The 22,470-nt window shown below is 73.3% G+C and carries 19 protein-coding genes and 1 pseudogene; 4 read left to right on the forward strand and 16 right to left on the reverse strand.

Translation table 11 applies throughout. The annotated features are described in order from the left end of the window. Positions 1–7: 7 nt before the first annotated feature. The 6 genes from ybeY to hrcA all read right to left on the reverse strand — a co-directional run bounded on the left by ybeY (position 8) and on the right by hrcA (position 5,072). Positions 8–469, reverse strand: coding sequence for an rRNA maturation RNase YbeY (ybeY, locus tag IFT77_RS02625; protein WP_192041828.1), 462 nt, complete (start codon positions 467–469; stop codon positions 8–10). Next, on the reverse strand, positions 466–1,596 hold the full coding sequence (locus IFT77_RS02630) for a PhoH family protein (protein ID WP_371740900.1): 1,131 nt from the start codon (positions 1,594–1,596) through the stop codon (positions 466–468). The genes ybeY and IFT77_RS02630 overlap by 4 nt, the downstream gene beginning before the upstream one ends. Beyond that, complete coding sequence (locus IFT77_RS02635) at positions 1,586–1,990, reverse strand: HIT domain-containing protein (protein ID WP_192169150.1); 405 nt, start codon at positions 1,988–1,990, stop codon at positions 1,586–1,588. The genes IFT77_RS02630 and IFT77_RS02635 overlap by 11 nt, the downstream gene beginning before the upstream one ends. A gap of 97 nt (positions 1,991–2,087) precedes the next feature. Further along, positions 2,088–2,837 carry a 16S rRNA (uracil(1498)-N(3))-methyltransferase gene (locus IFT77_RS02640; protein WP_192041831.1) on the reverse strand — a complete coding sequence of 250 codons (750 nt, stop codon included), beginning with the start codon at positions 2,835–2,837 and terminating at the stop codon, positions 2,088–2,090. Between the two features lie 2 nt (positions 2,838–2,839). Continuing rightward, positions 2,840–3,955: a molecular chaperone DnaJ gene (gene dnaJ, locus IFT77_RS02645; RefSeq protein WP_192041832.1), complete on the reverse strand. Its 1,116-nt coding sequence runs from the start codon at positions 3,953–3,955 to the stop codon at positions 2,840–2,842. Between the two features lie 94 nt (positions 3,956–4,049). Beyond that, positions 4,050–5,072, reverse strand: coding sequence for a heat-inducible transcriptional repressor HrcA (gene hrcA / locus IFT77_RS02650; protein WP_192041833.1), 1,023 nt, complete (start codon positions 5,070–5,072; stop codon positions 4,050–4,052). A gap of 255 nt (positions 5,073–5,327) precedes the next feature. On the opposite strand from hrcA, the gene IFT77_RS17365 reads away from it, so the two are divergent. Continuing rightward, positions 5,328–5,840, forward strand: coding sequence for a DUF4870 domain-containing protein (locus IFT77_RS17365; RefSeq protein ID WP_192041834.1), 513 nt, complete (start codon positions 5,328–5,330; stop codon positions 5,838–5,840). A gap of 102 nt (positions 5,841–5,942) precedes the next feature. Here the strand turns inward: IFT77_RS17365 and hemW are convergent, their stop codons facing one another. From hemW to IFT77_RS02680, 5 genes are all read right to left on the reverse strand, one after another. Next, the gene (hemW, locus tag IFT77_RS02660) at positions 5,943–7,169 is read right to left on the reverse strand and encodes a radical SAM family heme chaperone HemW (protein ID WP_192169151.1); all 1,227 of its coding nucleotides are present in this window, start codon (positions 7,167–7,169) and stop codon (positions 5,943–5,945) included. A gap of 2 nt (positions 7,170–7,171) precedes the next feature. Then, positions 7,172–7,924 carry a DUF1990 family protein gene (locus IFT77_RS02665; RefSeq protein ID WP_123546166.1) on the reverse strand — a complete coding sequence of 251 codons (753 nt, stop codon included), beginning with the start codon at positions 7,922–7,924 and terminating at the stop codon, positions 7,172–7,174. Between the two features lie 3 nt (positions 7,925–7,927). Further along, positions 7,928–9,781: a translation elongation factor 4 gene (gene lepA / locus IFT77_RS02670; protein WP_192041836.1), complete on the reverse strand. Its 1,854-nt coding sequence runs from the start codon at positions 9,779–9,781 to the stop codon at positions 7,928–7,930. A 193-nt stretch (positions 9,782–9,974) separates the two neighbouring features. Next, positions 9,975–10,337, reverse strand: coding sequence for a DUF4190 domain-containing protein (locus IFT77_RS02675; protein WP_192169152.1), 363 nt, complete (start codon positions 10,335–10,337; stop codon positions 9,975–9,977). 150 nt (positions 10,338–10,487) lie between these two features. Next, positions 10,488–11,633 (reverse strand): pyridoxal phosphate-dependent aminotransferase, encoded by a 1,146-nt coding sequence (locus IFT77_RS02680; RefSeq protein ID WP_192169153.1) that lies wholly within the window; start codon positions 11,631–11,633, stop codon positions 10,488–10,490. 302 nt (positions 11,634–11,935) lie between these two features. On the opposite strand from IFT77_RS02680, the gene rpsT reads away from it, so the two are divergent. Continuing rightward, positions 11,936–12,196, forward strand: a complete 261-nt coding sequence (gene rpsT / locus IFT77_RS02685; RefSeq protein ID WP_123546174.1) for a 30S ribosomal protein S20 — start codon at positions 11,936–11,938, stop codon at positions 12,194–12,196. A 115-nt stretch (positions 12,197–12,311) separates the two neighbouring features. Here rpsT and holA read toward each other — a convergent pair whose 3' ends face one another. From holA to IFT77_RS02705, 5 genes and pseudogenes are all read right to left on the reverse strand, one after another. After that, a complete protein-coding gene (gene holA, locus IFT77_RS16655) occupies positions 12,312–13,346 on the reverse strand; it encodes a DNA polymerase III subunit delta (protein WP_243833404.1) in 1,035 nt (344 codons plus the stop codon). Between the two features lie 693 nt (positions 13,347–14,039). Continuing rightward, positions 14,040–15,992 (reverse strand): annotated as a pseudogene (locus IFT77_RS17370) (ComEC/Rec2 family competence protein); the annotation flags it as partial. Continuing rightward, complete coding sequence (locus IFT77_RS02695; protein ID WP_192169155.1) at positions 15,887–16,594, reverse strand: ComEA family DNA-binding protein; 708 nt, start codon at positions 16,592–16,594, stop codon at positions 15,887–15,889. The gene IFT77_RS02695 and the pseudogene IFT77_RS17370, both read right to left, overlap by 106 nt. A 97-nt stretch (positions 16,595–16,691) precedes the next feature. Next, positions 16,692–19,322, reverse strand: a complete 2,631-nt coding sequence (gene leuS, locus IFT77_RS02700) for a leucine--tRNA ligase (RefSeq protein WP_371740901.1) — start codon at positions 19,320–19,322, stop codon at positions 16,692–16,694. Between the two features lie 104 nt (positions 19,323–19,426). Next, the gene (locus tag IFT77_RS02705) at positions 19,427–20,851 is read right to left on the reverse strand and encodes an anthranilate synthase component I family protein (protein WP_192169156.1); all 1,425 of its coding nucleotides are present in this window, start codon (positions 20,849–20,851) and stop codon (positions 19,427–19,429) included. A gap of 11 nt (positions 20,852–20,862) precedes the next feature. On the opposite strand from IFT77_RS02705, the gene IFT77_RS02710 reads away from it, so the two are divergent. Beyond that, complete coding sequence (locus tag IFT77_RS02710) at positions 20,863–21,699, forward strand: aminotransferase class IV (protein ID WP_192041841.1); 837 nt, start codon at positions 20,863–20,865, stop codon at positions 21,697–21,699. Between the two features lie 76 nt (positions 21,700–21,775). Continuing rightward, entirely contained in the window at positions 21,776–22,432 is a 657-nt protein-coding gene (locus IFT77_RS02715) for a VTT domain-containing protein (RefSeq protein ID WP_192169157.1), read from the forward strand. The last annotated feature ends 38 nt before the right edge of the window (positions 22,433–22,470 follow it).

Raw genomic sequence — 22,470 nt, forward strand, 5'->3', positions numbered from 1 at the left:
CACGGCGTCACCGTCTTTCGTCGGCGCCGGCGAACGCGGCGAGGATCTCGCGCTGGAGACCGAACATCTCGCGTTCGTCGTCGGGCTCGGCGTGGTCGAAGCCGAGGAGGTGCAGCACGCCGTGACAGGTCAGCAGCAGCATCTCGTCGAGGGGGCTGTGGCCCGCCGTGGCCGCCTGGGCGACCGCGACCTGCGGGCAGACCACGATGTCGCCGAGCAGGCCGGCCGGCGTGGGTTCGTCTTCCGTGCCGGGACGGAGCTCGTCCATCGGGAAGCTGAGCACGTCGGTGGGACCCGGCTCGTCCATCCACTGGACGTGCAGCTGCTCCATCGCCGCCTCGTCGACGAAGACGATCGCGAGCTCGGCCTCGGGGTGCACGTGCATCTGGTCGAGCGCGAAGGTCGCCAGGCGCTGGATCGCCGCCTCGTCGACCTCGAGGCCGGACTCGTTGTTGACCTCGATGCTCATCGGGTGCCTCTCTTCGGGAGCCGGTCTCGGCTCGCGGACGACCGTCGCTCGGCCCGGTTCGCACCGTCGCCGACCGGACCGGTCGACACGGAGGTGCTCGCCGCCTCCTGCCGTTCGGCCCGCTGGGCCTGCCGCTCGGCGTCGTAGGTCGTGTAGGCGTCGACGATCCGCCCGACGAGGGTGTGGCGGACCACGTCGTCGCTGGTCAGCCGGGCGAAGTGGATGTCGTCGATGTCGTCGAGGACACGGGTGACGAGCTGGAGGCCGCTGGCCCCGGTGGGCAGGTCGACCTGCGTGACGTCGCCGGTGACGACCATCCGCGAGTCGAACCCGAGACGCGTGAGGAACATCTTCATCTGCTCGGGCGTCGTGTTCTGCGCCTCGTCGAGCACCACGAACGCGTCGTTCAGCGTCCGGCCGCGCATGTACGCCAGGGGCGCCACCTCGACGGTGCCCGCCGCCAGCAGCTTCGGCACGATCTCCGGGTCCATCATCTCGTTCAGCGCGTCGTAGAGCGGGCGCAGGTAAGGGTCGATCTTGTCGGTCAGCGTGCCGGGCAGGAAGCCGAGCCGTTCGCCGGCCTCGACCGCGGGGCGCGTGAGGATGATGCGCTGCACCTCGCGGCGCTGCAGGGCCTGGACGGCCTTCGCCATCGCCAGGTAGGTCTTGCCCGTGCCTGCGGGGCCGATGCCGAACGTGATCGTGTGCTGGTCGATGGCGTCGACGTACTGCTTCTGCCCGAGGGTCTTCGCGCGCACGGCCTTGCCGCGGCTCGAGACGATGGGCTGGCCGAACACGTCGGACGGTGCCGCCGCCCCCGAGTCGAGCAGCTTCGCAGACGTCTCGACCTCGGCCGGCGCGAGGTCGTGGCCTCCGCGGACGAGCCCGACGAGCTCGTCGACGAGCACCCGGGCCCGGCTCACGGACGCGGTCGGGCCCTCGAGGGCGACCTCGTTGCCCCGGACGAGCACGCGCACGTCGGGGTACTGCTTCTCGACGGTGCGCAGCAGGCGGTCCTGGGGACCGAGCAGCTGGACCATGGCGACACCGTCGACGGTGAGGTCGACGCGCGTGGTGCCCTCGCCTGCGGGCTGAGGGTCGGTGGAGCGGGTCTCGCTAGTGGGCAAGGGAGCCTTCCTCGAGGGGGCCTGCGAGCACATGGGCGTGCACGTGGAACACGGTCTGGCCGGCGGAGGCGCCGGTGTTGAAGATCAGTCGGAACTCGCCCGTGCCGCCCGAGGCCGCCACGACCTCGTCGCCGACGAGTGCCGGGTCGGAGGCGAGCGCCGAGGCCGTCGACACGACGTGGGCGAGCAGGGCCGGATCGGCGGCCGCGAGCTCGACGACGTCGCGGTGACGCGAGGTCTTGGGCACGACGAGCACGTGGAACGGTGCCTGGGGCGCGATGTCGCGGAAGGCGATCACCGAGTCGTCCTCGAAGACCACGTCGGCCGGGATCTCGCGCGAGATGATGCGGCTGAAGACCGACGACTCGGTCGGTGCTGGCTCTGGCTCGGACATGCGTCCCATGGTAGTCGCGGCCGCCGACACGGCCCCCACCAGCGGCACGGCCCTCAGCGCCGGCACGGCGCCACGGCCCCCGCCGGCGGCCCGGCGCTTACCAGCGCCCCAGCCGCACGCTCAGCACCGCGAGGGCGGCGGGCCCCGCCGTCGAGGTGCGCAGCACGGCGTCGCCGAGCCGAACCGGCACGGCACCCGCGCTCGCGAGCAGCTCGAGCTCCGTGGGCGAGATGCCGCCCTCGGGGCCGACCACCACCAGGACCGACGACGGCGCGCCTCCCCCGCCCTCGACGACGACGTCGGAGAGCGCCCGCTCGGCGCTCGGCTCGAGCACGAGGACGAGCGCCCTGTCGTCCGCGGCCCGTGCCGCGACCTGCTTCGTCGTCGACAGCTCGGAGACCACGGGAGCCCACGGCCGGATCGCCTGCTTCGTCGCCTCCCGCGTGATGGAGCGCCACCGGGCCGTGCCCTTCGCCACCTTGGCGCCCTCCCAGCGCGAGACGCTGCGGGCGGCCGACCACGGCACGACCTCGTCGACGCCCAGCTCGGTCGCGGCCTGGACGGCGAGCTCGTCGCGGTCGCCCTTGGCCAGCGCCTGGACGAGCACGAGCCGGGTCCCCGGCCGCTCGACCCGGGCCACCTCGGCGGCGACCAGCGTGAGCCGCGAGTCCGTCGCCTCGACGACCTCGCCCCGCACGGACGTGCCGCGCCCGTCGCCGAGGGCGAGTGCCTCGCCGACACGGACCCGGCTGACCGTGACCGCGTGCCGCGCCTCCTGCCCCTCGACCACGACTGTGCTCCCGACGGACGCGTCCGTCAGGTCGTCGACCAGGTAGAAGTGGGCCACGATCAGAAGTGCAGGAACCGGTCGCGGAGCTTGCCGAACAGGCCCTGCTGGAACTGCGAGAGCTCGGGCGCCGCCGAGCGGCGTCCGGCCGCGAACTTCTCGATGAGCTCTCGCTCCTTGTGGCTGAGCTTTGTCGGCGTCACCACCTGGATGCCGATCTTCAGGTCGCCGCGCCCGGTGCCGCGGAGCTTCGTGATGCCCCGGTCGCGGATCGTGATGACGTCGGCGCTCTGGGTGCCGGCCTTGAGCTCGATCTCGACCTCGCCGTCGAGCGCGTGCAGGGTCGTCTCGGTGCCCAGGATGGCGTCGGCCATCTGGACCTCGAGGGTCGCGAGCAGGTCGTCGCCGTCGCGGCTGTAGATGTCGTGGTGGCGCACCTTGACCTCGAGGTAGAGGTCGCCGTTGGGCCCGCCGGCCTGGCCGACCTCGCCCTGGCTCGGCAGCTGCAGCCGGATGCCCGTGTCGACGCCCGCGGGGATGTCGATCGGGATCGTGCGGCGCGCGCGCACCCGGCCCTGGCCCTGGCAGGTCGGGCACGGGTTCGGGATGACGGTGCCGTAGCCGCGGCAGGTGCCGCAGGGGCTCGACGTCATGACGTTGCCGAGCAGCGACCGGACGGTCCGCTGGATCTGGCCGGAGCCGTGGCAGATGTCGCAGGTCTGGGGCGACGTGCCGGGCGCGCAGCACGACCCGTTGCAGGTCTCGCAGAGCACGGCCGTGTCGACCTCGATGTCGCGGGTCGTGCCGAAGACGATCTCCTCGAGGTCGACCTCGAGGCGCAGCAGGGCGTCCTGGCCGCGCTCGCGACGCGATCGCGGGCCCTGTCGCTGACCCCCGCCTCCTCCGCCTCCGAAGAACGCGTCGAAGATGTCGCCGAAGCCCGCCGCGCCGCCGCCCCCGCCGCCGAACCCGGCCTGCGGGCCGAGGTCGTAGCGCTCGCGCTGCTGCGGGTCGCTCAGCACGTCGTAGGCGTGCGTGACGTCCTTGAAGCGCTCGGAGGCCTCGGGGCTGGGGTTGACGTCCGGGTGCAGCTCGCGTGCGAGCCTGCGGTACGCCTTCTTGATCTCGTCGGGCGTCGCCGACCGGTCGACTCCGAGCACGTCGTAATGATCTGCCACTTGTTCTCGTCTGCCTCTGGTGTCTGGGGGTGGTCTCGTGGGGGCTGGTCAGGGGGCGCGGCGCGGTCGCGCAGGGCCGGGGAGGTGCGGGTCGTCAGCGCTCGGAGAGCAGCGACGACAGATAACGGGCCACCGCACGCACGGCGGCCATGTTGGTCGAGTAGTCCATGCGCATCGGGCCGAGCACGCCGAGGCGCGCGACCTCGCTGCCCGTCGAGGTGTACCCGCTCGCCAGCACGGACGCCTGGGAGAGGCCGAAGGAGGCGTTCTCTCGTCCGATGCTCGCGGCCACGTCGACCGCGTCGAGCTGCATCTCGCCGAAGAGGCGCAGCAGGGCCACCTGCTGCTCGATCGCCTCGAGGACGGGGTAGAGGTCGCCGCTGAAGTCGTCGCCGGTGCGCACGAGGTTGGCCGCGCCGGCCATCACGAGGCGTTCCTGACGCCCGGCGGCGAGCTGCTCGACCAGGCTGGCGACGACGACGCCGACCACGACGGCCTGCTCGGGGCGGAAGCCCTCGTGCAGGTCGCCGAGCAGCGCGGCGGCCGCGCTCAGCTCGGTGCCGCCCACCGCCGCGTTGAGCGCCCGGCGGAGCTCGGCGAGGAACTCGTCGTCGACGACGACGGGCAGCTCGACGAGCCGCTGCTCGACCTGCCCCGTGTCGGTGATGAGCACGGTCATGACACGCCGCTCGGCGAGGCTGACCAGCTCGACGTGCCGCACGCGCGCCCGCGAGAACGAGGGGTACTGCACGAGCGCCACCTGGTTCGTCAGCTGGGACAGGAGGCGGACCGTGCGGCCGAGGACCTCGTCGAGGTCGGCCGAGTCGCCGAGGAACGTCTCGATCGCCTGCCGCTGCGCGGTGGTCAGCGGACGCAGGTCGGCGAGGTGGTTGACGAAGAGGCGGTAGCCCTTGTCGGTCGGCACCCGACCAGAGGAGGTGTGGGGCGCCGCGATCAGCTCTTCTTCTTCGAGGAGCGCCATGTCGTTGCGGATCGTGGCGGCCGAGACGCCGAAGTGGTGCCGCTCGACGATCGACTTCGAGCCCACGGGCTCGCGGGACGCGACGTAGTCGTGCACGATGACGCGCAGCACCTCGAGACCACGTTCCGAGACCACGACGCACCTCCCTCTCGCACGGCCGGCGGCGGGGCACGTCACGACGACGACCCGAGCTCGCTGGCACTCGTCCTGCCAGACTGCCAATCCTACGTCACGCGGCCCGCGAGGCCTACTCGACCCGCACCTCCTGCCCTATGCTCGCCGTGACGCCCGCCGGACCACCTCGTCCGGCCGGGCGGCCAGCACCGACCACCCGCGACGCGCCCGTTCGCCTCGACCCGGTCGGGCCCACGACGACGAACAGGTGAGCAGATGACCGACACCCCTCCCTCCCAGCCGAACGACCCGCAGGGCTCCGGCTGGGGCCAGCAGCCCGGTCAGGGCCAGCCCGGCCACGGGCAGCAGCCCGGTCAGCCCGGCCCGCAGCAGCCCGGCTACGGCCAGCAGCCCGGCTACGGCCAGCAGCCCGGCTACGGCGCCCCGCAGCCGCCTCAGCCCCTGCGCCCCGAGGACGAGAAGCTCTGGGCCACGCTGATCCACGTCGGCGGCATCCTGCTCAGCTTCGTCGCGCCCCTGGTCGGCTACCTCGTGCTCAAGGACCGCGGCCCGTTCGTCCGCGAGCACAGCCGCGTCGCGCTGAACTTCCAGCTGACCGTGCTCATCGCGTACCTCGTCGGAGGCGCCACGTCGTTCCTCGGCATCGGCCTCGTGATAACGCTCGTCGCGGGCATCCTCGTGATCGTCTTCGGCATCATCGCCGCCCTGGCGGCCAACCGGGGCGAGTACTACAAGTACCCGCTGAGCATCGAGTTCATCAAGGCGTAGCCCGCCGGCACGCCCGTCGAGGCGCGTCTCCCGTCTGGGAGGCGCGCCTCGCGTCGTCTCGGCAGGACGTCGCCCCACGAGCGTGCCCCGGGCAGGTCGGACTCAGACCGGGAGCAGCCGGCGGACCACGGCGTCGGCCATGAGTCGCCCCGTGCGCGTGAGGACGACCCGACCGGCCAGCGCCTCGCGCCCCTCGACCCAGCCGTCCGCGATCAGCCCGGCGACGGCCGCACGGCCCTCGGGATCGAGGTCGGAGGTGGGCAGGCCCTCGCGCATCCGGACGGCGAGCAGCACCCGCTCGACCCGACGCGTCTCGGCGTCGAGGGTCTCGCGGCCGGCTCCGGGCGACTCCCCCGCGGCCATGCGCTGGCCGTAGGCGGCCGGGTGCTTCACGTTCCACCAGCGGACCCCGCCGACGTGGCTGTGCGCGCCCGGGCCGACGCCCCACCAGTCGTGGCCCTGCCAGTACGACAGGTTGTGGCGGGAACGGTGCTGCTCGTCCCGCGCCCAGTTGCTCACCTCGTACCAGCCGTAGCCCGCGGCGGCGAGCCGGTCGTCGGCGAGCTCGTACATGTCGGCGGCGGTGTCGTCGTCGGGCTGGGCCACCTCGCCACGGCGGATCTGCCGGGCGAGCTTCGTGCCGTCCTCGACGATCAGCGAGTACGCGGACAGGTGATCGGGCTGCTGCTCGAGGGCGACGTCGAGCGACCGGGACCAGTCGTCGAGCGTCTCGCCGGGCGTGCCGTAGATGAGGTCGAGGCTGACGTCGAGCCCGGCGTCGCGCGCCCAGCGCACGACGAGGGGCACGCGCTCGGGGTCGTGCGTCCGCTCGAGGGTCGCGAGCACGCTCGGCACCGCGGACTGCATGCCGAAGCTGACGCGCGTGAAGCCGGCGGCCGCCAGCGCCTCGAGGTACTCCGCGTCGACCGAGTCGGGGTTCGCCTCCGTCGTCACCTCGGCGCCGTCGACCAGCCCCCAGGTGTCGACGACCGACGAGAGCATCGCGGCGAGGTCGGAGTGCGGCAGCATCGTGGGCGTGCCGCCGCCGAAGAAGACGGTCGAGACCGGACGAGGAGGCAGCCCGGCACCCTCGAGGACGCGACCGGCGAGGCGCACCTCGTCCACCGCCTCCTGCGCGTAGTCGTCACGCCGGGCCCCGCGCAGCTCGTCGCCCGTGTAGGTGTTGAAGTCGCAGTAGCCGCAGCGGACCCGGCAGAAGGGCACGTGCAGGTACACGCCGAAGTTGCGGTCGGCGACGCCGTCGACCACCGAGGTCGGCAGCGAGCCGTCGACGGGGGCAGGGTCGCCGAGGGGAAGGGCTCCGGGCACCGTCAGTCGCCCGACCGGCGCGAGCCGGGCTCGCGGATCTCGTCGTCGTGGGCTGCCTCGGCGGCGGCCTCGAGGTCGACGTCGGCCTCGGCGGGGACGTCGGGCTCGCTGAGGCTGAGGGCACGCAGGTAGCGACGCGTGTACATCGCCTGCTGGCGGCGCATGAAGGGCTCGACGAGCTTCCAGCGCCAGGTGCTCGGGCGGGAGAACGAACGGATCGACAGCCAGACGGAGCCGTCGTCGGTCTGGTCGACGACCCAGCTCTCCTCGCCGCTCTCCGGGTGGCCGTCGAGCGTGCCGTAGGCGAAGCCCTTGCGCCTCGGCTCGTCGACGACGTAGACGACCCGGACGGGCGCCTGCACGCTGCGGCCGTAGGCCGAGATGGACAGGGTCGCCGTCGTGCCCGCGGTGAGGAACGGCGTGCCGTCCGGCGCGAAGCGGGACTCGTCGCGGCCCTGCTCCCAGTGCGCCGGGTCGACGGGGACGCCGTCGTCGTCGAAGGTGACGGGGTGGTAGCCGCCCTCCTCGACGGGCGGCACCGAGTCGACGTGGACCTCGATGCCGCTGCGCTCCTGGATCTTCCAGGTCATCGTGGCGATCCACGCCGCCTCGAAGCGGGCGTCGCCGTGGCCGACCCTGGTGCGGTACTCGGCGGGGCGGAAGCCCTTCGGCGGGTACTGCATCAGGTCGGGCGCCTGCGTCGCCCCGACCTCGCCGTAGGTCGTGTGGGTCTCGGCGTGGGTCGAGCGGCGCATCGGCTACTTCTTCTCTTTCTTCGCCTCGGTGTCGCCGCTCAGGGCGGCGATGAACGCCTCCTGGGGCACCTCGACGCGACCGATGGTCTTCATGCGCTTCTTGCCCTCCTTCTGCTTCTCGAGCAGCTTGCGCTTGCGGCTGATGTCGCCGCCGTAGCACTTCGCGAGGACGTCCTTGCGCATGGCACGGATGCTCTCGCGCGCGATGATCCGGGCGCCGATGGCGGCCTGGATCGGGACCTCGAACTGCTGTCGCGGGATGAGCTCACGGAGGCGACCGGTCATGAGGACCCCGTACGCGTACGCCTTGTCGCGGTGGACGATCGCGCTGAACGCGTCGACCTGCTCGCCCTGGAGCAGGATGTCGACCTTGACGAGGTCGGCCTCCTGGTCGCCGATGGGCTCGTAGTCGAGGCTCGCGTAGCCGGCCGTCTTCGACTTGAGGCTGTCGAAGAAGTCGAACACGATCTCGCCGAGGGGCATCGCGTACCGGATCTCGACCCGGTCCTCGCCGAGGTACTCCATGCCGAGCAGGGCGCCCCGGCGCTGCTGGCAGAGCTCCATGATCACGCCGACGTAGTCCTTCGGGGCGAGGATCGCCGCCTTGACCATCGGCTCGCTCACGCTGGCGATCTTGCCGCCGGGGAACTCGCTCGGGTTCGTGACGGTCACCGTCTGCTTGTCGTCGGTCGTGACCTCGTAGACGACGCTCGGCGCCGTGGTGATGAGGTCGAGGCCGAACTCGCGCTCGAGGCGCTCGGTGATGATCTCGAGGTGCAGCAGCCCGAGGAACCCGCAGCGGAACCCGAAGCCGAGGGCGACGCTGGTCTCGGGCTCGTAGACGAGGGCCGCGTCGGACAGCTTGAGCTTGTCGAGGGCCTCGCGAAGGTCGGGGTAGTCGCTGCCGTCGATCGGGTACAGGCCCGAGTAGACCATCGGGAGGGGCTCGACGTAGCCGGCCAGCGCCTCCGTCGCGGGTTTCGCGGAGGTCGTCACGGTGTCGCCGACCTTCGAGAGCCGGACGTCTTTCACACCGGTGATCAGGTAGCCGACCTCGCCGACCGAGAGGCCCTGGCTCGGCGTCGGCTCGGGGGACGAGACGCCGATCTCGAGGATCTCGTGCGTCGACTTCGTCGACATCATCTGCACCTTCTCGCGCGGGTGCAGGGTGCCGTCGATCATGCGGATGTAGGTCACGACGCCGCGGTAGCTGTCGTAGACCGAGTCGAAGATCATCGCGCGCGGCGAGGCGTCGAAGTCGCCGGTGGGCGACGGGATGCGGTCGACGACGCGGTCGAGCAGCTCGGTGACGCCGATGCCCGTCTTGCCGCTGACGCGCAGGACGTCGGCGGGGTCGCCCCCGATGAGGCTCGCGAGCTCGGCCGCGTACTTCTCCGGCTCGGCCGCCGGCAGGTCGATCTTGTTGAGGACCGGGATGATCTCGAGGTCGTTCTCGAGCGCCAGGTAGAGGTTCGCCAGCGTCTGGGCCTCGATGCCCTGCGCCGCGTCGACGAGGAGGATCGCGCCCTCGCACGCCGCGAGCGACCGGCTGACCTCGTAGCTGAAGTCGACGTGGCCGGGCGTGTCGATCATGTTGAGGGCGAAGGTCTGGCCGTCGCGCTCCCAGGGCATGCGCACGGCCTGGCTCTTGATCGTGATGCCGCGCTCGCGCTCGATGTCCATGCGGTCGAGGTACTGGGCACGCATCGCCCTGTCCTCGACGACGCCGGTGATGCCCAGCATGCGATCGGCGAGCGTCGACTTGCCGTGGTCGATGTGCGCGATGATGCAGAAGTTGCGGATGTGCTCGGGCGCGGTCTTCGCCGGCTCGAGTGCACGGGTTGCTAGGGGGCTCACACGGTCCTCAGGGGGTGGCGGGCGGTTGTCGCCTCGATTCTCCCACGTCGCGCTCGGGAACCGTGTCGGCAACTCCTGCTGTGCGCGCTGCACCGTCGCCGTGACGGCGCTGCCGGCGGCTCCCGGCGCACCCGTCAGGAGTTGCCGACACGGGCGCGGACCCACAGAGCAGGCGTCAGCTGACGAGCAGGCGTCAGCCGAAGTACTGGAACAGGCCGAGCAGTCCGATCGGCACCGCGGCGAGCAGGCCGACCACGAGGAGGACCACGCTGCCGAGCAGCATCACCCCCGACGAGATGATGCCGATCAGCGCCAACGTGCGGCCCTCGGGCTCGCGTCGGCGACCGAGGACGCCCAGGACGACGCCGACGATCGGCACGACGAAGGTGAAGCTCAGCGCCACCGACGCGATCCCGAGCACGAGGCTCGTGAGGCTCAGCGGCGAGTGCAGGCCGCCGGCCGCCGCGGGGGCGACAGGGGCCGCAGGGGCCGCAGGGGCCGCAGGGGCCGCAGGGGCCGCGGCGACGGTCGGGGTGGTCGGTGCGGTGTTCGTCATGCCTCGAGCCTACGAAGGAGGCGCAGCCCGCCTGAAGGGGGCAGACCCCCGGATCGAGGCGGGGGCGTCCTCGTCAGGCGCCGGGTGCGGGGAGGGCCCGGAGCCCGCCTGAAGGGGGCAGACCCCCGGATCGAGGCGGGGGCGTCCTCGTCAGGCGCCGGGTGCGGGGAGGGCCCGGAGCCCGCGCTCGATCACCTCGGGAGCCGCGGCCAGGCAGATGCGGATCCAGCCCTCGCCGGACCGGCCGAAGGCGCTGCCCGGCGCGACGGCGACCCGTCGCTCGAGCAGGAAGCGCTCGGCCCAGCCGGCGACGTCGCCCTGCGACGCGTGGCTCACGTCGATCCAGAGGTAGAAGGCGCCCTGCGGGTCGAGGTGGGCGATGCCGCGCTCCGCGAGCAGCGCCGTGGCGAGCTCGAGGTTCTGGCGGTAGTGCTCCCGGGCCTCGGACACCGGCCCGTGGTCGCCGGTGACGGCGGCGAGGGCCGCGTGCTGGTCGGGCTCGGCGACGCAGCTGATCATCGCCTCCTGGACCGTCCGCATCGTCGGGGCGAGGCCACGCGGCGTCACCAGGTAGCCGACGCGCACGCCGGTCATGGCGTAGGTCTTGCTCAGGGAGAACGCGCTGAAGACGCGGTCGTCGGCGTCGAGGGAGGCGATGCTCACGTGCGGCGTCCCGTAGGTGAAGTACTCGTAGACCTCGTCGCTGATCACCCAGAGGTCGTGTCGGGCGGCCAGGTCGAGCAGCCCCTGCAGCACCTCGCGCGGCCAGACCACCCCGAGGGGGTTGGACGGCGAGTTGACGACGACCGCTCGGGTGCGGTCCGTGACGGCCGCCTCCAGCTGGCCGAGGTCGGGCAGGAAGCCGTGGCCGGGCGAGAGCGCGTACGGCACGGGGACGGCGTCGAGCATGTGCGCGTTCATCGAGAACGTCGTGTAGCCGGGGTCGGGCACGAGCACCTCGTCGCCCGACGAGAGGACGAGCCCCATGGCCTGGTGGAGCGCCTGGGTGGCCCCGACCGTGACCCAGACCTGCTCCACGTCGACGTGCAGGTCGTTCTCGCGCGCCAGCTTCGCCACGAGGGCCTCGCGGAGGGGCGCGATGCCGCCGTTCGGCGTGTAGCCGGTGCGGTCCTCCGACCAGGCGCGGCGGGCCGCGTCGCCGACGTGGTGCGGCACGGGCACGTCGGGCTCGCCGATGACCAGCATCGCGACGTCGTCCAGGCCGGCGGCGAGCTCGAAGACCCTGCGGATCCCGGAGGCGGGGACGGACGCGATGTGCGGGGCGAGCGACGGCATGACGGCACCGTACTACGGGCGACACGCCCTCCCGCCGGGTCACCACCGCCCCTCGGGGACGCCCTATCATTGAGAGTCGGGCGACGTGCTGGTAACGTTGCCTGTTGGCTTGCGCGGAACGTCTGACGTGACGGATCGCGAACGCAGCCGAGAGCCGCTCCGGTGGCACCACCGGCGGCAGTCCGGGGAGAGCGCGTCTCCTCCCGGTCGGCTCGCAGCACCACCTCACAGAACCGTCCCCCGGGCACGGCGCCGCATCCTGGTGCCGACAGCCCCGACACACGAAACAGGAAGTAGCGAACGTGGCGAACATCAAGTCGCAGATCAAGCGCATCGGCACCAACAAGAAGGCCCAGGACCGCAACAAGGCCGTCAAGAGCGAGCTGAAGACCGCCGTCCGCGCCGCGCGCGAGGCCATCGTCGCCGGTGACAAGGACAAGGCGACCGCGTCCCTGGCCCTCGCCTCGAAGAAGCTCGACAAGGCCGCCAGCAAGGGCGTCATCCACAAGAACCAGGCCGCGAACCGCAAGTCGTCGATCGCGAAGCAGGTCGGCGCTCTCTGAGCCTGACTCCCTGAGCGCATCGCGCTCGCCGCGAAGGGCCCCGTCTCGACCGAGACGGGGCCCTTCGCGTTCCCCGAGGACGTCAGGAAGACGGACCCGCGAGCCGGGCAGCCGGTCAGCGCCCGACGGCACCCCGCGTCGCCACGGTCGTGACCATCCGCTCGAGCGCGTAGATCGCGTCGCGCTGCGCGCCCTTGACCGCGGCGTCCGTCTCGGCGAGCAGCTCGATGCACCGGCCCAGGCCGTCCTCGCTCCAGCCACGGACGTCGCGCTGGGCCCGCTCGACCTGCCACGGCGCCATGCCGAGGCGCGACGCGAGCTGGCCGGACGGGCCGTAGACGCCCTGCACCTTCGCCATGGTGCGGATCTTCATCGCGAAGGCCGCCACGACGGGGACCGGGTCGGCACCCGACGAGAGGGCGTGCCGCAGGAGCACGAGCGCCTCGCCCTGGCGCCCCGCGATCGCTGCGTCCGCGACCTTGAAGGCGTTCGTCTCGACCCTGCCGGCGTAGTACTTCTCGACCGTCGCCTCCGTGATCTCGTCCGCCGCGTCGGAGATCAGCTGCTGGCAGGCGCTGGCGAGCTCGGCGAGGTCGTCGGAGAACGCCGTCACGAGCGCGCGGAGTGCGCCGCTCGACACACGTCGACGCGCCGACCGGAACTCGCCCGCGGCGAAGTCGTGCTTCTCCGTGTCCTTCTTGAGCTCGGCACAGACGACCTCGACGCCGCCGCCGACGCCCGCGCGGATCGTGTCGAGCAGCTTCTTGCCGCGCACGCCCCCGCCGTGCCGCAGCACGAGGTAGGTGTCGTCGGCCGGCGACTCGAGGTACCGGAGCGTCTCGGTGAGGAACGCATCGGTGCACTTCTCGACCGACACCACGCGCAGGAGGCGCGGCTCGGCGAACAGGGACGGGCTCGCGAGCGTGATGAGCTCGCCGGGCTGGTAGTGGTCGGCCTCGAGGTCGTGGACCTCGAGGCTCGGGTCCTCGGCGACGAGCTGGTCGCGGAGCTGCCGGACGGCACGCTCGGCGAGGAACTGCTCGGGCCCGCTCACGAGGACGACCGGCGCGGGGCGGATCGCGTGCCAGGGGACCTGGTCGACGGCGACGCTCGCCTTCTTCGTCGTCTTGCCGGTGGTTCTCGCGGCCACGGTCCTCCTCGGTCGAGGACGCCTCGGGCGTCCGGCTCCCAGCGTAACGGCCTCCCCCGACGCCGCCGGTGCCCAGGCCCCCGAGGCCCCCGCGGCCGACGGGTCGGCGGACGGCGCGTGGGCCGCGACGGCGTGTCGGCGCCAGAGCCGCACGTCGCCCACGTCGTCGACGACGACCGCGGCGTCGCCGTCGAGATCGGTCCTCGTGACCTCGGCGCCCGCCTCCTCGACCATGTCGAGAGCCTCTCGTCGCGGGTGCCCGTAGCCGTTGTCGGCACCGACCCCGACGAGCCCGACCGAGGCCCGGGCGGCCGCGTAGAGACCCGCGTGCTGGTCGGCGGATCCGTGGTGGGACACCTTCACGACGTCGACGCCCGAGAGGGCCTCGCCCGACGACGAGAGGAGGCGGCGCTGCGGGGCCTCGCCGAGGTCGCCGAGGTCGAGGAGCGACAGGCAGCCCGTCCGGCAGCCGGGCAGGGGCCGCCACAGGGTGACGACGCTCGCGTCGTTGCCCGCCGCGTCCGCCCGGACCGGCCAGAGCACGGACCAGCCGAGCTCGCCGAGGACTCCCCCCACGCCGGCCGCGACCCCGACGACCTCCGCACCGCCGCCGGCCAGGTCGTCGACGACACGCTCGTCGTCGGGGCTCGCGGTCGGCCCGACCAGGGCACGGCCGACTCGACCCGTGACCACGTCGACGGCTCCGACGTGGTCCGCGTCGAAGTGCGTGAGCACGAGGAGGTCGATCCGGTCGACCCCGAACCGGCGGAGGCAGCCGCCGAGCGCGGCCTCGTCGTCGCCCACGTCGACGAGGGCCACCTGGCCGGCGCTCCGGACGAGGACCGCGTCGCCCTGCCCGACGTCGCACTGCGCGATCGCCCAGTCGGCAGGGACGGCGCTGCGCTCCCCCGTGCGGACGCCCACGACCGCGCCCGCGCCCACCACGAGCGCACCCGTGAGCAGGACGACGACGACCCGCCGCAGCCGCCCGCCCGACCGGGCGAGCACCGCCCCGGCGACGAGGACGGTCAGTGCCGCCAGGAGCACGACGCCCCTCGGCCCGCCGAGCCACTCCACCCGGGCGAACGGCCAGGACGCCACGGAGCGGGCCACCGCGCCGATCCACGTGGCCGGCACCCACGCGGCCCGGGCGACGAGCTCGGCGAAGTCCGGCGCCCAGGAGGCGGTGACGCACACGACGAGGCCGCCCACGGTCGCCAGGGGTGCCGCGGGCTCGGCCAGCACGTTCGCGACGACGCCGTGCACGGCCACCCGGGGGTCGAGGAGCAGCAGCACCGGCTGGCACGCGAGCTGCGCGGCGACGGGCACGGCCAGCACGGCCGCCACCGGGCGCGGCAGGAAACGGGCTAGCGCGTCGGCGAGGGGCGCCGCGAGCAGCACGAGACCCGCCGTGGCGAGCACCGACAGGGCGAAGCCGAGGTCGCGGGCCAGCCAGGGGTCGACGAGGAGCAGGCCCGAGACCGCCAGCGAGACGACGGGCAGTCCCGACACGGGCCGACCCGCCGCGAGGTGGCCGAGCACGACCAGGGCCATGACCGAGGCGCGGACGATGCTGGGCTCGGGGGTGACGAGCGCGAGGAACGCGAGGAGCAGGACCGCCGCGAGCAGGAGGCGCGCCAGCCGCGGTGCTCCCAGGGCCCCGCCCACGAGCACGACGAGGGCGACGAGGACGGCGCAGTTCGACCCGGAGACGGCGGTCAGGTGCGACAGCGAGGACGCCTTCATGGCCTCGTCGAGCTCGTCGTCGACGGCGGACGTGTCGCCGACGGCGAGCCCGGGCAGGAGGCTGCCGCCGTCTCCCGGCAGCTCCGAAGTCACGGCGCGGAGGTCGGAGCGCACCGAGTCGGCGAGGCCCGCCGCCCCGGACGGCGGCGCCCCGGGCACGACCTGGCCGCGCACGGCCGCGACGAAGGCGACGTCGTCGCCCGGCTCGACCGGGAGGACCGAGACGCGGGCGGACAGCTCCTGCCCCACCTCGACCGTCGCCCCCTCCGCGACCCGCGGCCCGAGCAGGAGGAACGACGCCCGGCCGCGCCACACGACCTCGTCGGCCACGACGACCTCGCGCACCGTCACCTGCACGGCTCGGGTGCCCGCCGCCACACGGCCCGTCGCCGTGCCGTGCAGCTCGGCGGAGTGGCCCGACAGGGCGACGAGCTCCTCCGGGTAGCGCACGTGCTGCCGTGCGGCCGCACCCGCCAGCACCAGCCCCGCGACGAGGGCCACGAGCGCGACCAGTGCGGCAGCGGGGACGGCGCAGGACCCCGTCGACCCCGCGGTCGGCTGCCCGCCTGACGCCCGCGCCGACGCCCGCGCCGACGGCGCGCCCGACGCCGAGGGCCACGTGCGTCGATCCCGGCGCTCGGCCCCGACGGCGACGAGCAGGGCCGCGACCCCGACGAGGAGGAGCAGGACGCTCACCACGACGTGCAGGTCGGGCCTCGGCAGGACCGCGACGAGCACGGCCCACGACGAACCCGCCGGCGCCGCCCAGCGGACGTCGACCTGCGTCGGCGCCCTCACACGGTGACCAGGGGGCTGAGCTTGGCGAGGGTCTTCTCCCCGATGCCGCTGACGCCCAGCAGGTCGTCCACCGACCGGAACGCGCCCTTCTGCCGCCGCCACTCGAGGATCGCCGCCGAGGTCGCGGGCCCGACCCCGGGGAGCGTCTCGAGCGCGGCGGCGTCGGCCGAGTTGAGGTCGACGAGAGCCGCCCCCGGCCCGGACGCGCCGCCGCCCACCGCGGAGCCCGCACCCGCCCCCACGCCCGCGCCGGCCCCGCCGCCGGGCCCGGCCGCGGCCGCCTCCCCCACCGCCGGCACGTACAGCTGCTCGCCGTCGACCAGGGGCCGGGCCAGGTTGACCGCGCCCTGCTCGGCGTCGTCGGCGAAGCCCCCCGCGGCCGCGACGACGTCGACGACGCGTGCCCCCGACGCGAGCTCGTAGAGACCCGGCAGCGCGACCCTGCCGTGCACGTGCACGAAGACCGGGGAGCCGGGTGCACCAGGCGCCGCCGACGGGTCGGCCGCCCCGGACGGAGCGTCGGCGGGCGTCGGCCGTGACGTGATCGCGGTCTCGCCCGCGCCTCCTCGGGACGCCGTCGCCGAGACCGCGACGGTGACCGCGAGCACCGCCAGCACGAGCACCACCACGGCCCCGACGCCGAGGCGCCAGCGCGGCCCGCGGGGTGCCGCCGGGTCGGGCGCGGAGCGGAAGTCGACGACCATCCGCCGACCGTAGGAGGAGCGCTGCGGCTCCCGCAGACGACGACGGCCGCCCTGGGGAACCAGGACGGCCGGTCGGCGACGGGGAGGAGCGAGTCGGCTACTTCACCGCGATGGCGACGAGGCGCGGCGCCCGCACGACGACGTTCACGATCTGCTTGTCGCCGACCGCGCGCTGCACCGCGGCGGAGTCGCGGGCCAGGGCCTCGAGCTCGTCAGACCCGATCTTGGGCGAGACCTCGAGACGGTCGCGGACCTTGCCGTTCACCTGCACGACGGCCGTGACGCTGGTCTCGACGAGCAGGGTCGGGTCGGCCCGGCGCCAGCCGAAGTGGGCGACGCCGACGCCGTCGTAGCCGAGCAGCTCCCACATCTCCGACGCCGTGTAGGGCGCGAAGAGCGAGAGCCCGAGGGCGACCGTCTCCGTCGCCTCGCGGACCGCGGGGTCGGCGGCGCCGGCGCCGCTGTCGATCGTCTTCCGGACGGCGTTGACGAGCTCCATCAGGCGGGCGACGACGACGTTGTACTTGAACGCCTCGCTGAGCCCGGGGGCCTCGGCGAGGAACCGGTGGGTGACCCGCCGCAGCGCCTGGTCGCCCTCGGCCCACACCACGTCGCGCGGGCTGTCGACGTCGGTCGCCAGCCGGAACGCCCGGGCGAGGAACTTCGCGGACCCGGCCGGCGAGACGTCGGCCCAGTCGATGTCGTCCTCGGGCGGGCCGGCGAACGCCATCGTCAGGCGGATCGCGTCGACGCCGTGCTTCGCGATCTCGTCGGACAGGCTGACGACGTTGCCCTTGCTCTTGCTCATCTTCGCGCCGTCCTGCAGCACCATGCCCTGGTTCAGCAGCGCGCTGAACGGCTCGGTGAAGTCGACGTGGCCGAGGTCGAAGAGCACCTTGGTGATGAAGCGCGCGTAGAGCAGGTGGAGGATCGCGTGCTCGACGCCGCCCACGTACTGGTCGACGGGGGCCCACTTGCTCGCCTGGGCCGGGTCGAACGCCCTCTCGGAATCGGTCGGGTCGAGGAACCGCAGGAAGTACCACGAGCTGTCGACGAAGGTGTCCATCGTGTCGGCGTCGCGGCGAGCGGGCGAGCCGTCGCGCGGGTCGGGCACGTTCACCCAGTCGGTGGCAGCGCCCAGGGGCGAGCTGCCCTTGGGCTTGAGGTCGAGGCCCTCGGTCGACGGCAGCAGCACGGGCAGCTGGTCGACGGGCACGGGCACCTCGACGCCGTCGGCGCCGTGCACGATCGGGATCGGCGTTCCCCAGAAGCGCTGACGCGAGATCAGCCAGTCGCGGAGGCGGTAGGTCTTCGCGGCCTTGCCGGAACCCGACTGCTCGAGCAGCTCGACCACGCGCTTGATCGCGTTCGACTTGCTCAGGCCGGTGAGCGGCCCCGAGTTCATCAGCCGGCCCTCGCCGGTCAGGGCGACGCCGGTCGACGCCGGGTCGAGGTCGGGCAGGTCGTCGGGCAGGATCGCCTGGCCGTCCTCGTCCAGCTGCAGCTTGGGGATGACGCCCGTGACGGGCGCGTTGGTGTCGACGACGACGCGGACCGGCAGGTCGTACTTGCGGGCGAAGTCGAGGTCGCGCTGGTCGTGCGCGGGCACGGCCATGACGGCGCCGTGGCCGTAGTCGGCGAGCACGTAGTCCGCGGCCCAGACGGGCATCGGGTCGCCCGTGACCGGGTTCACCGCGACGCGCCCGAGGGGGACGCCGGTCTTCGGGCGCTCGCTCGACTGGCGCTCGATCTCGGTCGCCTTCTGCACCTCGACCAGGTAGGAGGCGAAGGTCTCCTTCACGTCGTCGGTCGCGTCGGCGACGAGCTCGGCCGCCAGGTCGGAGTCGGGCGCGACGACCATGAAGGTGGCGCCCCAGAGCGTGTCGGGACGGGTCGTGAAGACCGTGACCCGCTCCTCCCTGCCCTCGATCTCGAAGTGCACGTCGGCACCGATCGACCGGCCGATCCAGTTGCGCTGCATGTTCAGCACCTTGGTCGGCCAGTGGCCCTCGAGCTGGTTGAGGTCGTCGAGCAGGCGGTCGGCGTAGTCGGTGATCTTGAAGTACCACTGCGTCAGCTTCTTCTTGACGACGACGGCGCCCGAGCGGTCGGACGTGCCGTCGGCGAGGACCTGCTCGTTCGCGAGCACGGTCTGGTCGACCGGGTCCCAGTTGACCCAGCTGTCCTTGCGGTAGGCGAGGCCCTTGTCGTACATCTGCAGGAACAACCACTGGTTCCACTTGTAGTACTCGGGGTCGCTCGTGTGCAGCACGCGGTCCCAGTCGAACGACGGCGCGTAGAGCTTCATGCTCTGCTTCTGCTGCTCGATGTTCGCGTAGGTCCACTCGCGGGGGTCGACCCCGCGCTTGATGGCGGCGTTCTCGGCGGGCAGGCCGAAGCTGTCCCAGCCGATCGGGTGCAGCACGTTGAAGCCCTGCTGGCGCCAGTAGCGCGTGACCATGTCGCCGAGCGCGTACTGCTCGGCGTGCCCCATGTGCAGGTCGCCCGACGGGTACGGGAACATGTCGAGGATGTACTTGCGCGGCCGCACGTCGTCCGGGTCGACGGCGAAGGGCTTCGCCTCCTCCCAGATCGCCTGCCACTTGTGCTGCAGGCGGGCGGGGTCGTAGGCGCGCTCCGTCTCGCCCTCGGCGGGGGCCGGGGTCTCGGACGCCGGGGTGGTGGACGCCTGGTCGGCGGACGGTGTCGTGTCGTGCTCGTGGGCCACGGGACTCTCAATCGCTGCGGTGGGGAGGCGGACGGCCCGAGGGCGCCCTGAGGGGCGCACGCGCGGGGCGGTCCGTCGTCCAGGGTAGCGGGCAGACCGTCTCGTCAGGGCACGGGACGCGTCGGCAGGGCGGGAGTCGAGGAGTCGCCCTCCGCGACCGCGTCGAGGGCGCGCAGCAGGGCGGCCGACTTCAGCCGCACCTCCTCGAGCTCGACGGACGGCACCGACGACGCGGTGATGCCTCCCCCGGCGCCGACGCTCGCGCGGCCGGGCCGTCGCGACGTCGCGCGCTCGACGACGATCGACCGGATGGCCATGGCGAGCGAGGCGGAGCCGTCCAGGCCGAGGTGCCCCACGACGCCCGAGTAGACGCCGCGAGGCCGCCCCTCCCACGCCGCGAGGAGCTGCACGGCCCGGCGCTTCGGCGCGCCGGTCATCGAGCCGGCGGGGAAGGCCGTCTCCACGACGTCGAGGGCGGTGAGCCCCGGAGCCAGGACGGCCGTGACCGTGCTCACCAGCTGGTGCACGTGGCGGTAGGACCGCACGGCGAACAGCTCGGCCACCGCGACGGTGCCGGGCGCCGCGACGCGGGTGAGGTCGTTGCGCACGAGGTCGACGATCATCAGGTTCTCGGCGAGCTCCTTCTCGTCGGCGCCGAGCTCGACGGCGGCGCGGGCGTCGAGCGCCGCGTCCGCCGACCGCGGGCGGGTCCCCTTGATCGGGGCCGACGAGACCGCCCCGTCCGCGTCGACCCGGAGGAACGACTCGGGCGACGCCCCGAGCACCGACGTGGCCCCGATCCGGACGAAGCAGGCGTGCGGGGCCGGAGAGGACCGGCGCAGCCTCCGGTACACGGCCAGGTCGTCCACGTCGCCCTCGACCGTGGTCGTCGTCGTGAGGCAGAGCACGTAGGCGTCTCCCGCCGTGATGGCCTGCTGGCAGCGCTCGACGAGCGCGAGGTAGGCGTCGTCGTCGTGCTGACGCACGACGGGGCGTGACGGCGCCGTGGGCTCGGACGGGTGCCCGGGGTCGCCCTCGGGGACGTCGGGCCAGGCCGCTGCGACGGCCGACAGCCAGCGGTCGTCGCCCAGGACCACCGCCTCCACCGTCCTGTCGCCGTGGTCGAAGACCAGCGCGTGGTCGGTCAGCAGCAGCGCGAGGTCGGCGGGGACGTCGGGGTCGAGCGCGAGCCCGGCCGTGACCGAGGGAGGCGCGCCCCGGCCCACGCCGACGGTCGCGTCCCGGTCGAGGAGCCAGGTCCCGACGCCGTAGCCGAGCCAGCCGGCGGGTCCGAGCGGATCGGCGTCGCCTCGGGCATCGGCGAGGACGGCCCGGAGCTCGCTCCACGCGACGGCCAGGTCGTCGGGGCCCGTCGCCGTCAGCGCGGGGCCCCAGGCGACGACCGAGCGCCCCGACGAGGCACCGCGGCCCGCGTCGGTCCAGACGACGTCCCCGCTGCGGGCGAGGGCGAGCACGACGGCCTCCGGGTCGCGCCACGAGAGCGGACGACGGTGGACCGGGAGACGCATACCCTGAGTGTATGAGCCCCGGCGAGACCCTCCTGTGGCGCGGGGGCGAGCTCGCGTCGTCGCCCGCGGAGTCGACGGGACCGACGGCCTCCACGGCGGACCCGCCCACGGCGTCGACCCCCGACGTGCTCGTCGCCGACTCGTGGCTCGTGCTCGACGGCGCCGTCCGCGCCCTCGACGTGCACCGCGACCGCTTCACGTCGTCCGTGGCGGCAACGGGCCTGGTCGCCGACGACGACGCCGAGGCCTTCTGGGGCGCGGTCGTCGACCGCCTGCCGCGGGACGGCGCCTGGTTCCCCCGCGTCGAGCTGGTCCGCGGCGCCGCCGCCGGGGCACCTGAGCTGCGCGCTCGACTGCGGACCGCTCCGGACCGCACGAGATCGGTGCGGGTGGCGACCGCGGCCCACGACCCCCGCACGTCGCCCCTCGTCAAGGGCCCCGACCTGGCCGCCCTCGGCGACCTGCGAACGGAGGCCGCTTCTCGGGGAGCGGAGGAGGCGGTGATCCTCTCCCCCGAGGGCCACGTCGTCGAGGGCGCGTGGAGCTCACTGGTCTGGTGGCGCGGCGACTCCCTCTGCACGCCGGCCGACGACCTGCCCCGCCTGCCCGGGGTGACCTCGCGCACCGTGCTCACCCTCGCGGCCGTGCTCGGCGTCGACGTGCTGCACGACCGGACGGCGCCGGCGGAGCTCGACGGCGCCGAGATCTGGTCGCTCAGCGCGCTGCACGGCGTCCGCATCGTCTCCGGGTGGGTCGACGGCCCTTCTCCGGCGGAGCAGCCGGGGCGGCTCGCCACGTGGCAGGCCCGTCTCGACGCCCTGCGCCGCCCCCTCCCGGCGAGGTCCTGACCGGCCTGCGAGACGAGGGGACTCACGACCTGCGGGACCAGGGGGCTCCCGGCCGGCGGTGAATAGGATCGGCCGGGTGGACGACGTGCTGACAGGACTCCTCGACCTCGTGCAGTCGGTCGACCCGCTCCTCCGGACCCTGCTCGCCGGGCTCGCGATGGTCCTGGAGACGAGCGTGCTGCTCGGGCTGCTCGTGCCCGGGGACACCGTGGCCGTGGTCTCCGCGACCGCGGTGGTCGGCCCGGTCGAGTTCGTCTCGCTCGTCGTCGCCCTCGTGCTCGGCGCCCTCACCGGCGAGAGCATCGGCTTCGCGCTCGGGCGGCACTTCGGCCCGGCGATCCGGCGCAGCCGTCTCGGCCGGCGCCTCGGCGAGCACAACTGGGTCAGGGCCGAGAACTACCTCGCCCGACGCGGCGGCATCGCCGTCTTCGTGTCGCGCTTCCTGCCCGTGCTGCACTCGCTCATCCCCCTGACCGTGGGCACGAGCCCGATGCGCTACCGCACCTTCCTGGCCTGGACGACGCCGGCCTGCCTCCTCTGGGCGACGGCGTACGCGTCGGTGGGCGCGGCCGCCGCCGGCAGCTACCGCGAGCTCGCCGACCGGCTGCACGGCGCCGGCTACGTCTTCGTCGGCATCGTGGTCGCCTTCGCCGTGGTGGTGCTGCTCGTCAAGCGGCTCGTGCACCGGCGCGAGGAGAAGCACATGGCGCACCCGGACGACGACGCCGTCTGACGACGGAGGGGCCGGCACGTGCGTGCCGGCCCCTCCTC

It is taken from the genome of Frigoribacterium sp. CFBP 13729, from assembly GCF_014841875.1.
Classification (GTDB): Bacteria; Actinomycetota; Actinomycetes; order Actinomycetales; family Microbacteriaceae; genus Frigoribacterium.

Excerpts from the sequence above, each read along its gene's own strand:
- ybeY (WP_192041828.1), bottom strand. The coding sequence starts at position 469 with ATGAGCATCGAGGTCAACAACGAGTCCGGCCTCGAGGTCGACGAGGCG.
- IFT77_RS02635 (WP_192169150.1), bottom strand. The coding sequence starts at position 1,990 with ATGTCCGAGCCAGAGCCAGCACCGACCGAGTCGTCGGTCTTCAGCCGC.
- IFT77_RS17365 (WP_192041834.1), top strand. The coding sequence starts at position 5,328 with ATGACCGACACCCCTCCCTCCCAGCCGAACGACCCGCAGGGCTCCGGC.
- IFT77_RS02665 (WP_123546166.1), bottom strand. The coding sequence starts at position 7,924 with ATGCGCCGCTCGACCCACGCCGAGACCCACACGACCTACGGCGAGGTC.
- IFT77_RS02675 (WP_192169152.1), bottom strand. The coding sequence starts at position 10,337 with ATGACGAACACCGCACCGACCACCCCGACCGTCGCCGCGGCCCCTGCG.
- IFT77_RS02680 (WP_192169153.1), bottom strand. The coding sequence starts at position 11,633 with ATGCCGTCGCTCGCCCCGCACATCGCGTCCGTCCCCGCCTCCGGGATC.
- IFT77_RS02695 (WP_192169155.1), bottom strand. The coding sequence starts at position 16,594 with ATGGTCGTCGACTTCCGCTCCGCGCCCGACCCGGCGGCACCCCGCGGG.
- IFT77_RS02705 (WP_192169156.1), bottom strand. The coding sequence starts at position 20,851 with ATGCGTCTCCCGGTCCACCGTCGTCCGCTCTCGTGGCGCGACCCGGAG.
- IFT77_RS02710 (WP_192041841.1), top strand. The coding sequence starts at position 20,863 with ATGAGCCCCGGCGAGACCCTCCTGTGGCGCGGGGGCGAGCTCGCGTCG.